Here is an 11,650-nt window from a genome sequence, read left to right on the forward strand (position 1 = left end):
GAAGTAATTATATGTTAAACCATCAACCAAAACTAGCAATATCCGCAGATTTTCTCGATGCTTTTAGTAGGATACCTCGACAAATTCAAGGTAAAGTAAATGTATTTGTTGAAAAATTTAAGAAAGACCCAACCAGTTCTGGTATTAATTATGAGTCAATTAACGGCAGGGACTCTCGACTAAAATCTGTTCGCATTGACTTGTCATATAGAGCTATTGTTTTTAAACCTGATAAGGGCAATACTTATATTCTTTTATGGGTTGATAACCATGATGATGCTTATAGCTGGGCGCAACGCCGGGTTTGTAAAATTAACCCAGAATCAGGTGCATTACAAATTATAGATATTGAGGAAGCAAGCGCAATTGAAGCAGAAATTTCTAGTCGTAGAATACCACAAATTCCTGGTCGATTTGATAGCATACCAGATAAATATTTATTGCGGCTTGGCATTCCCGATGAATTATTAGGTGCAGTTCGTGCAGTTGTAACTGACGAAGATATCGATAAATTAGTGTCTAAGTTACCCGAAGAAGCGGCTGATGCTTTACTAATGTTGGGTGCTGGATACTCTATCGAAGAAACTCTCACAGCACAAGATAAAAACCGCGAACAGACTATCGACACAGATAATATTGATGCAGCTTTAGAAAAAGACGACAGTAAACGCCGCTTCCGAGTTGTTGAAAATGAAACAGAATTGTTAGAAATTCTAGCTGCACCTTTAGAAAAATGGCGCGTATTTCTCCACCCCAGCCAAAGACGTTTGGTTGAACGCGACTGGAAAGGGCCAGTACGAGTATTAGGTGGTGCAGGAACAGGGAAAACAGTAGTTGCAATGCACCGTGCTAAATGGCTGGCAGAAAATCGATTTACAAATTCAGGCGATCGCATTTTATTTACAACCTTTACCCGTAACCTTGCAGTTGATATCGAAGCTAACTTACGTAAAATCTGCTCTCCTGAAACCATGCGTCGCATACGAGTTGAGAATATTGATGCCTGGGTAACATCATTTTTAAAAAGTGAAGGTGTCACTACTAAAATTGTCTACGATGACCAAGTAGCAGAACTTTGGGAAAAAGCTTACGAATGCAAACCTGAATCTCCATCGTTAACACTTGCTTTTTATCAGGATGAATGGCGTGAGGTAATTCAAGCTAATAAAATCACAAACTTCAAGCAATATTTAACAGTTACCCGCACTGGACGCGGTACAAGACTCAATCGAGCCGAGCGAGCTGCTATTTGGGTTGTTTTTGAAGAATATCGTTCATTACTCCAACAAAAAGGTTGGAAAGAAGCCGAAGATGCAATGCGTGATGCTTGTAGTTTATTACAAAATAAACCAGGAGAAACTTTACCTTTCAAGGCTGTAATCGTAGATGAAGCTCAAGATATGAGCGATGCAGTTTTCTCACTAATTAGGGCAATAGTTCCACCGAAAAACGACGGCAATGATATTTTTATAGTTGGCGACCCTCACCAACGTATTTATGGGCGAAAAGTTGTTCTTAGTCGCTGCGGTATTGATATTCGCGGTCGCTCCCATAAATTAAGAATTAACTACCGTACAACCGATGAAACCCGCAAGTGGGCAACAATAGTGCTGGATGGTATTACTTTCGATGACTTAGACGGTGAACAAGATGACCTTAAAGGATACCGTTCTTTACTTCATGGAGATCAACCTGTAGTTAAAGGATTTTCTAGTTTCGAGGATGAAATGAATTTCATCAGCGCGTATCTTCAGCAGCTAGAAAGTAGTGGTACTCCTTTAAGCAATGTTTGTATTGTGGTTCGCACTAATTCTTTGGTAAAACAATATGCTTCTGCTCTTGAAAATCTTAATGTCAAAGTGCGAGAAATTAAGCGTACTCAGCCTGATAATTTGTCTGAACAAGGTGTTCGCATTGCAACAATGCACCGAGTAAAGGGTTTGCAATTTGACTATGTGGTGTTAGCCAGTATCAATGATGGTATTTTACCGTTAAAGTCAGCATTATCTAATACTGCTGATAAAGCAGCATATAATTCACTAATTAATTCAGAGCGTTCTTTAATCCATGTAGCTGCTACTCGCGCTAAACGTTGCGTTACGCTTACTTACTATGGACAATCAAGTTCTCTCATTCCAGCAACAAAAGCTATACCTTTACAAAAATAGAGTTTGTTTAGCTTTTGTGGTAATAGTCAAACTTTATTATAAACCTGAATCAACTTTAAATTTAGATTAGTGATTCTAAAGATGTTGACCAGTTACAGTTTCGTTGTGAGCATCCTATATAAATACCCTTATAACTTTTGTAAGCAATTGCTTGTTGCTTACAAACTGAACAGTTAATGTTCATGAATCTCATCAAAAGGGTCGTATCTTTCTCGTTCATTTTTCTACGAGAATGGTTAGGCTGTTTAGAACAAGTAATATAAGCCCCATATTCAGTACGGCTATACCAGCGAGGTTGCCCACAATCAGGGCATTGACCAAATGGATTTTCACCCTGAGTAATTTTAGCTGTTATGGAACCTGGATCTTGTTCAGGTACTAAGCGTAAAAAACTATATAGCAATTTTGTAGTTTGTGCTAAGTCTATCTGAATAACTGGGACTAATGATGAATTAGCATTTAAATATATCCACAAACACTTGCGGTCAATACCAACTAGCCCAATATTTGTATCGGCTTTATTATCCCAAACATGAGTATTTTGTAGCCCAGTAGCTATAGAATTGCGATTTTTACCTGTAATAAAAAATCGAATATTACGAGAACTACACCGCTTTAATGTGGATAAAGGAAGCTGATTATTATTTGAATTTGACCAAGCTATAGCTATTTCTTCCTTAGAGGCAATTAAGTCTAACTTTATTTGTTGTAAAGCATCTTGGCTTTGAGAAAAGTAAGTTACTCCTGGTAAATTGCTGAGTGGTTGTAAAGCCCATGTAAGTGATTGAATATTAGCTTGAGCGTATATACGGTCAACAAATTTCCGAAAAATATTAAAAGAGCCAAGAGTTTGCTGAATATATTGATAATTAAATAAACCAATGAATTTACCCTGCGCTCTACTAATAGCAACATTTGCCAGCCGCATAGCTGTACTTTGCGTTCCACCTGTAACTAGTTTTCCTGCCTTAGCTTGTGGTGAACCTTCAACAGTATCAAAAATAATGATATTCTGTTCTGCTCCTTGGAAGCGATGAACTGTAGCGACTCTTACAGACTTGTCCGTAAGGTCTAAATCTTGCAGCAAACGTTGTATTAAACGTGCTTGGGCATTGTAAGGCGCAATAATACCGACGCTGGAATTATTCGTCTGGGTACTTTGGTAAGCTAGATTGACTGCTACTAAAGCTGAGATAATATTAAAACGGCTGTGAGACTGCTGTTCTTTAAAACAAAAAGCTGAGAGTTGGCTCAAGTCATACAAGATTAAAGCAGATCCTGGATGTGGCTGACTTTGGACAATCGGCATTGTCTTTTGCTCTACACCAGAGCCATCTTGTAGTTGACCATTGTAAAAAAGCTGATTTGGTATTTTAGAAATAGCTGGATTCATGCGGTACTGTGTTTTTAACAGCACCATACGTAAGTCAATTTGTCCCTTGTTTACCTTTTGAGTAATACCCGCTTCGTCAAAGATATCTCGTTGTAGCCATTCCTGCGCTACTTCTGTCTCTGCTTGTGAAATTGGCCCTAACTGACGAAAGTCACCAAAAATAGCAATGCGGCGATTAGCAAGGGTGCTGATATAAGCACAGTGGGGAATATAAGCCATACTCGCCTCGTCCACTACTATGGCATCAAAACGGCGTTGGTAGATTTCTTTGGCGATCGCCGCTTTAGATAAGGTGCAGCCGACTACTGTGGCTTGTTTAATCAGTTCAACTTCTTTCTGCTTTAACTGTTCTTTGAGTGGTTGCAAAGCTTGTTTGACAGTGGCAATGTCATTTTGGATACTTTGACGTTGCAGTTCGGTTAGCTTTTCAATACGAGATCGCTTGACTAAATCTCTGCGTTGTCTTTCTAACCGTTCAATTTGCTCTATTAATTTTGGATTCTGCTGACGTGCTACTCCTCTAACGTGTAACTGTGGAAATTCTTCTAAACTACCAGGAGTTGCAACTCCATAGCGCAACACTAAACCATTTTCATAAATAGGCGCACCTTGCAAATACTGGGCTACACTTTTCATAGCTGTATCAACAGCAGTGTTGCTATGAGCCACTACCAAAACTGACTCACCAGCTTGAACCAATGCAGCTACAGTGATTCCCAAAGTTTTCGTTTTCCCTGTTCCTGGCGGCCCCCAAATAAAACTGACTTGGCGATTAAGTACCTTGTCAACAGCAGATTTCTGATATTCATTACAACCTATTGGTTTTTGTGATCGCTGCTCAATTTGATTTAACAGTTTTTGGCTATTGCTGCTTGAAGAGTTAGTTTCAGTTTTATCACCTAGTAATATTTCCGCTAAGTTTCTATTAGATAACTTTAAATTAGAGCTTTCTAGCAAACGCTTTTTCAATTCTTCCAATAAAAACCAGGGAGAAGTATAAAGTATAGCTGTAGAAATTGAATCTCCTAAATTTTTCTGTAATGCCAAAATAATATCAAAGCCTTCAACGGAAACTAAAATTCCGCTATATCTTTTGGTTTTATATTCTAAATCTACTGGAGTATCATCAGGGAAACGCAGTTCAGTATCGGTTGTAAATGAATATATATATTGACCGCCACGCTTACCCAACAATGAACCATCACTCAAAAAAGTTTTTTGTCCACCACTTTTTCGTAATGCTTGAATTTCGTCATCAAGCGCTTTGTGAAATTGTTTTTGATATTCTGTGTAACCCATTGGGGCACCCCTTAAAAAATTCTATTTCCAATTTGGTCAAAATTTTTTCCAATAGCTACGGTGTAAACCGTATTCTTTGATGTACAGTATGGTGGTTTTTTCAAGCAGGTTGGGTAATCGACAATCCGGATGAACTTGCTACTATCTCGCAATAGAAGTCTGAAATTCAACAAGCAATTGCAATCGCGGCGATACTTAAGTACTTTGAAAATTAGTCTCACCAGTGACAAGCCAGCGCAGACAGCTTTCTAGAGATTTGAGTCATTAAGCCAATCTCACAGTTACAGCAAGCTAAATCAGTATATTTACTATTTATTAGTAATACGTAATACAAAATATAATAAGTATAGTTTATGTTTCCTTAATAAATTTATTTATGTCAAATAGCTTGCCATCATTACCTACAAAAGCAGGAAAGATAGATGAAATAAATGCTGAAGATTGGGGTTACAAGTTTGTTGGCAGGTCAATTGACAACTTTATTAGGGATGTAGAAGGAGAAGCCGCTTTAATAGCCAATTCAGATTTTCGCGATCGCCGTGCCTATGCTGAAGATTTAATTTTTAATTTGGTTGGTCTAGATCCTTGTCTATTTTATGTGCGTCGCAAAGAACAAGGACAACAAGCAGACGAAGAGAAATGGGAACTGACAATAGCTACAGACTTAGATAATGTCGAACTACCAGCAATACTGCGTGAGTGTAGTAAAACTTTGGGATTAGTGGCTATAGTCAGTCAAGGTGGTTATGGTGGTTTAAAAGTACTGTCAGCCAGATTGCTACCTTTTAATAGAGGACAAGCAGATAGTTTTGCTGTACCTTTTCGGCTACGTTTGCGCTCCAGCCATAGATATCACATTGGAGTACCCTCTTCTGCATGGGCGCGTATAGTAACCATGCCTTTACTCAGTGATTCTAAACCCACAGAAGAGCAATTACAGGCTTGGAAAGTATTTGAAAATATTGAAGAGCGCCTTGCCAAAACACGTCAATTTTGTGTGCCTTTTGTAAATCATAACTATGGTGAAGCTACAAGAAATATTACATTTATCATTGATGCTAATTCCGCCACTGTAGATGGAACTCTAGAATCTTTAATAGATGTTGATGATTTTTGGCAAAGAGCAAAACGGGCACGCAATCAAAATCTCAAAGCGTTAGAAACAATTTATAGTAAAGGAAAAAGTGACGGACGTGAATTAGGAACAATTGAATCAATCGAAGTAGAAAGCAGCAGAATTAGAGTTAGGTTAGATTCTGAAATTTTCGACTTGATATCTGGAGGGCTTTATCAGCTACCAGATACAGGATTTCTATCTTTTGAAGCTGCTGGTGATATTGTTCAAATAAAACGCAAGAAGAAAGCATTACAAGATTTAGAATATGGGCGCACGCAAAATCCTTATTTAAGCCAATTTTTATTTGATGCATCCAAAGCAAGGCTTCCTCAAGAAATTATTACAATTCAACAACAAAATTTATTACTTAAAACCGCAAATTCTTTTCAGAAATCAGCTGTAGAGATAGTATTAGCTGCACCAGACTTAGCCTTGATTCAAGGGCCGCCAGGAACAGGTAAAACTACGGTAATAGCAGAGATTTGCTATCAAGTTGCATTGCGGGGAGGACGTACACTCATTGCATCACAAGCAAATTTAGCAGTAGATAATGCCCTTAGTCGTTTACAACACAATCCAGTTATCCGTGCTGTACGTAAAGGCAAGCGTGGTTCTGTTGCTCCGGAGGGTGAGCAATTTCTTGAAGACAGAGTTATTGGGAGATGGCTGCAAAATACTGCGACTGACTGTGAAAAAAATTTATCTATACATATTGATAATATAAACATTCTACCACAATTACTAGCATCATCTCAAAAATTTGAAGCTTATTTAAATTTAGAAAAAACATTTGATTTTAATCAGAGAAGATTACAAGAATATGTAAATAATTTAAAATCAAATAAGCAAATAATAGAAAATCAGCATAATCTAGCTAAAACTAAACAAACAGAATTAGAGTTTCTGCTTTCTAGCTTAAATGATTTGCTTGTTTCCTTTCCTCAAATAAATTGGACAGAATCAAAAGTTAGCCATTTATTCGTTCGTCTCCAGCCATACATCAATAGTCATAGAGCAGCACAAAATCTAGCTGCAAATTTACATATAGTAATTGAGAAAATAAATCTTAATCCTACAGAGCAAAATTTATTTGGCAAAGCTGCTTGGGTAAACAATAAAGTCAACAATGTGTTACCTGAAGTGAGAACAGCATTAAATCAAGCAAATAATACAGTTATAAAAATGCGTGAAGTTGATGCCGCAAATCAGGTTTTACAGCAGCACCATCGAGATTTAATTCACTTACGACAAAATTACAACAACAGTTTTTCTATCCAAAATAGTCAACACCAAGAAATTGTGAGTCTGCAAAATCGTATCTCAGAAATTGGTTTAGCAGTAATTGAGTTAGATAGATGGTTATCTAATAATCAAAATTTGCGTCAATTTTTGTATAATTTTTTGCAAGAACGCAAGCAATTGAATAAGAATTCAATAGAATTATCTCCTAGATTATTAGCGTTATTTGCTGAGATTAAATCTAATCCTTGTGAAGGAACTTTACAGGACTTTGCAGAAAAATTCAATAATTTAATTGGAACATATCGTCAGTGGGATCAAGCCTACATTATTGCTAGTAAACTTGATGCTTTCATCTCTTCTATATTGAAAAAATTATCTACAAAACCTCCTAGTGAAGAAGCCATTTCTAAAGCTATGAAGGCATTGTCACTTAAGGAACTAACTTCTTTATCAGCTTTACAAAAGCTACGCCAATTAACGCATTCCTGTATAACAGAATTAGAAAAACCATTAGGGTTTTTGGCACAAATTATGGAATTTATTTTAGCTGTTGCATCTCAGCTAAAGCTATGCAAGCCTAGTCGCCGTACCACTGCTATGGCAACTCTAGAAGCGGTAAAAAGGTTAGCTCCTATTATTATCCAAAAATCTCAACCAAGTAACATTGATACTGTTGTTAATACCTTTACTGATGAACTTGTTAATACTATAATCTTCAATGCTCGTACCTGGCTCAATGACCTGCAAGCAAATACACAACACAGGATGGAACTGCTGCAAGAACAATTCGATAAGCAAAGGGCTTTGGTTTTAAACCTTGAAGAGCAAATATCTCGAACGGAAGAGCTTATAGCAACAGCTAGTACTAATATTGACTCTCAATTACATCAAGTTACCTTGCTCTGGCAAAGGCTCTCAAATTTACAATATATACCAACTAGATTACGCATTTTAATTGAAAATTATCAACATAATCCTAAGGCTAGTTTAGCTCAAGTAGCAGAGTTTGCTGCACAGTTAGATTCTTGGGAACATTATATTAACGAAATAGAACAATTAATTCCATCATTAAATCCTTTCAGTGTACTTGAGAATATAAAAAATGAAATAGCAGTTGAGCATACTCAGCAAGAAACAAATACCAAAAATTTATTAAATCAACTTCAAGAGAGCAAACAAAAGCTTTCTAACATTGATAGACAGTTACAGCAACAACAAGAAAATTTACAAAAAGAAAGAAATTGGTGGGAACAATATTGGCAAAAAATTCCTAAAGAATTTAAGCCAAGTATTCCATCAAATGAGTTATTCAATACAATATTTTTACAAAATTTTCAAGCTCAATTTCCTGTTTGGCAACATGAATTAGAGAACTCACAAGCTTATCTCCAGCGATATCAAATTTTAGTGTCTGATTGGATTACTAAGTTACATCATCCTACAGAACAAGACCGGAAAGAGTTACAACGGATTTATTTAGATAATGCAAATGTTATTGGTATAACTTGTAGTCAATCAGCTAGTAGAGATTTTTCTGAAGAATTTAAATCATTTGATGTCGTTATTATTGACGAAGTTAGTAAATGTACTCCTCCAGAGTTACTAATACCCGCTTTAAAAGCTAAAAAATTAATTTTAGTTGGGGATCATCGTCAGTTACCACCTATGTTAGATACTAATACTTTAGAAGAAATTGCTGAGGAATTAGGAAGTACAAGAGAAGAAATAAGTTATTTAGAAGAATCTTTGTTTAAAAGTTTATTTGAACAAGCACAAGAAAGTATTAAAGTCATGCTGAATACTCAATATCGTATGCATCCCATGATTATGGGAGCAATTAACCAATTTTACGATAATCAGCTAAAATGTGGCCTCGAAAATCCTGACAAGCAAAGGGCACATAATTTTACTAACTCGATAATTCAAGATAATAAGCATATTGTTTGGGTTAAAACACCTATTCAGCAAGGTTTTAAAGAACAAGTAGATGGAACTTCATTTGTAAATATTAAAGAAGTTGATATTATTGAAAAGTTATGCGACCAATTTGAGCAAATTTGGTCTAGCAAGGTTAAAAAAGGTCAGCCTAGAAAAGAAATTGGAATTATTACTTTCTACGGACGACAGATAAAGTTAATCGAAGACCGTATAGATATTAGACGTTATCCTTCATTGCATATTCGCACAGGTACGGTTGATAGATTTCAAGGTATGGAAAGACAAATCATCATAGTAAGTATGGTTCGGAACAATGGCCAAGGAAAAGTTGGCTTTGCCAAGAAACCAGAACGTGTGAATGTTGCTTTTTCTCGAGCTCAAGAATTGTTAGTAATTGTTGGTTGTCACTCGCTCTTTACACAGCAGCATGGTAGCGTCGGGGCTATATACTCCAATGTTTCAAATATTGTACGTATTAATGGAGGTTTTATAGATGTTTCTGACATCCTCTGCTAAACCAATTGACCAAGAACTGCGTGAATCAGTAGATAAGATTGAAAGGCAAAGTCCTAGTTTATCAGTTTTAGCAGCTCGTAGCTTCCGCTATAGGGTTACACAAGCTGTCGTCCAAGTTACTATCAGCGAGTCTCGCAAATTTAATATCTTAGAAGAGTTTTTACTTCGTGCAGGTATAGAACTTCAACCTCCACCGACTGAAGATGAATTAGCTGCTATTTTAGGTTTAGACTCTATATTTATTCGCAGCACTACAGCAAATCTTCAAGGGTTAAACATACTAACGGCAGCATCTAACTACCAGATTCAAATAACTGCCCAAGGACGAGAGTTTTATAATATAGGTTCCCTACCACAAGAACCAAAGACTAAAGAAATTTTTGCTATATTTGACCCATTAACAGAAAATATTTTATTTGATTATTCACCTTTAAGTAACTTGAAGATAGGTAATATACCTGATTTAACAGAGGCTATAAACATAAATAATATTTTCAATTTTTCTTCAGTATCTATAGAGGAATTACAGCAATTAGTCAAAAACTCAAATTTAGGACTACATATTCCTGATGAAGGTAACCTAGTTACCTCCTGCGGTGTGGTTGCTTCTGAGATACTTTACCAAAAAATTTCAATATTTATCATTTTCGATAGTATCGAAAATCAAATAAAGCTAGAAGCAAGACGTGGCAATAAAATTATCCAAGATGCATCAAGTGTATTGAATAGAATTGTTGGTGAATCTCAGGTATTGTTGCAATCTTTATTTGAGTTGACCGACGAAGAAATTAGATATCAGTGTGAGGAAATACTTAGGCACAAAAACGTTGAGGTTGAGAATCGAATAGAAAATATTCGCAAACAAGTGCGAGAAAATGCTTTACTAGCATCGCAAAAACAGCAGAGTTCTGATTCTGAGACTAAAAATTTTGAATCTGGCACAGCTGTGCAGTTACGTGGCAGCAAAATATCTCAAGAACTAGAAAAAATATTAGATTCTGCAAATAGCCAAATTCTCATCTATTCTCCTTGGATAAGTAGGAAAGTCGTAAACAATGAATTTATTAAACGACTTCAGAAGTTAGCTGAAAAAGGGGTTTGGATTATTATTGGACATGGCATTTCTAAGAGTGAAGAAGCCGAAGAAAGACCTATTCCTCCACAAGTTGAAGAGCAACTGCGTGCTATTCGTACTCGTGAGGGATTACCAGCAGTACAAATATTCTGGCTAGGGGGTTCTCATGCCAAAGAAGTGATTGTTGACCAAAAAGTTCATCTTTTGGGTTCCAATAACCTTCTTTCCTATCGTGCTGATTGGCGATTATGGGATGAATCTGTATATAAAGTTACACTTCCTGAGCAAGTCAAGGAAGCTTACGAATTTTATGCAAAGCGGTTTCAAGCAAAAGCAAAGCAATTATGGAGTCAAGCCATACAAAACCGTGATACTACTCTCGCTACAGAGGCCATTTGTTTGTGCGGTTCTCTATCCCTAGAAGAATCTGCTTTAAAGATAATCCAACAATATTCTTGGTTGGAACTTTATCCTATATGGTTACATATGGTATCTCAAGGTTTGAGATCTAAACAAATATCACCATCATCAGCTTATTTTCCAGTTGCGCTTTCCTTGTTAAGTCAGATTTCATCGGATGCTGCTTATATAGAGTCGGTGCGTGAAGCTTGGAAAAAAGTAATAGGCAGGATTGCGTATTTAAGTCAAGATACTGCTCTGAAATTAGTGAATGATTCATGGGCTGAATTTACCTACCTTAGTATTACTCAGCAATCTATCAGATCACCCGCCCAATTTATATCTAAATACATAATGGCGCGACAATAACAATCAGTTAAGTAAATCAACCTTAAAAAACTGAAAATAGATTTTGGAAATTACTTTGCTCCACTGTGTTACTTACCCTGGGGGAATGCGTTTCCCAATGTAATGCTATTAAATTAATCAAGACCATATGATAT

The 11,650-nt window shown here is 36.5% G+C and carries 4 protein-coding genes; 3 read left to right on the forward strand and 1 reads right to left on the reverse strand.

All coding sequences use genetic code 11. The features are described 5' to 3' along the window. Positions 1-11 precede the first annotated feature (11 nt). The gene (locus tag AACU25_RS34565; protein WP_096584567.1) at positions 12-2,168 is read left to right on the forward strand and encodes a UvrD-helicase domain-containing protein; all 2,157 of its coding nucleotides are present in this window, start codon (positions 12-14) and stop codon (positions 2,166-2,168) included. A 61-nt stretch (positions 2,169-2,229) separates the two neighbouring features. Here the strand turns inward: AACU25_RS34565 and AACU25_RS34570 are convergent, their stop codons facing one another. Next, positions 2,230-4,860: a DEAD/DEAH box helicase gene (locus tag AACU25_RS34570; RefSeq protein WP_096584570.1), complete on the reverse strand. Its 2,631-nt coding sequence runs from the start codon at positions 4,858-4,860 to the stop codon at positions 2,230-2,232. Between the two features lie 598 nt (positions 4,861-5,458). Between AACU25_RS34570 and AACU25_RS34575 the strand changes: the two genes are divergently transcribed. Then, complete coding sequence (locus AACU25_RS34575) at positions 5,459-9,673, forward strand: AAA domain-containing protein (RefSeq protein ID WP_190445591.1); 4,215 nt, start codon at positions 5,459-5,461, stop codon at positions 9,671-9,673. Next, positions 9,651-11,516: a phospholipase D-like domain-containing protein gene (locus AACU25_RS34580; RefSeq protein ID WP_096584576.1), complete on the forward strand. Its 1,866-nt coding sequence runs from the start codon at positions 9,651-9,653 to the stop codon at positions 11,514-11,516. Before AACU25_RS34575 ends, AACU25_RS34580 begins: the two co-directional genes overlap by 23 nt. Positions 11,517-11,650: the final 134 nt, after the last annotated feature.

The sequence above is a fragment of the Tolypothrix tenuis PCC 7101 genome (assembly GCF_963874875.1).
GTDB lineage: Bacteria > Cyanobacteriota > Cyanobacteriia > Cyanobacteriales > Nostocaceae > Aulosira > Aulosira tenue.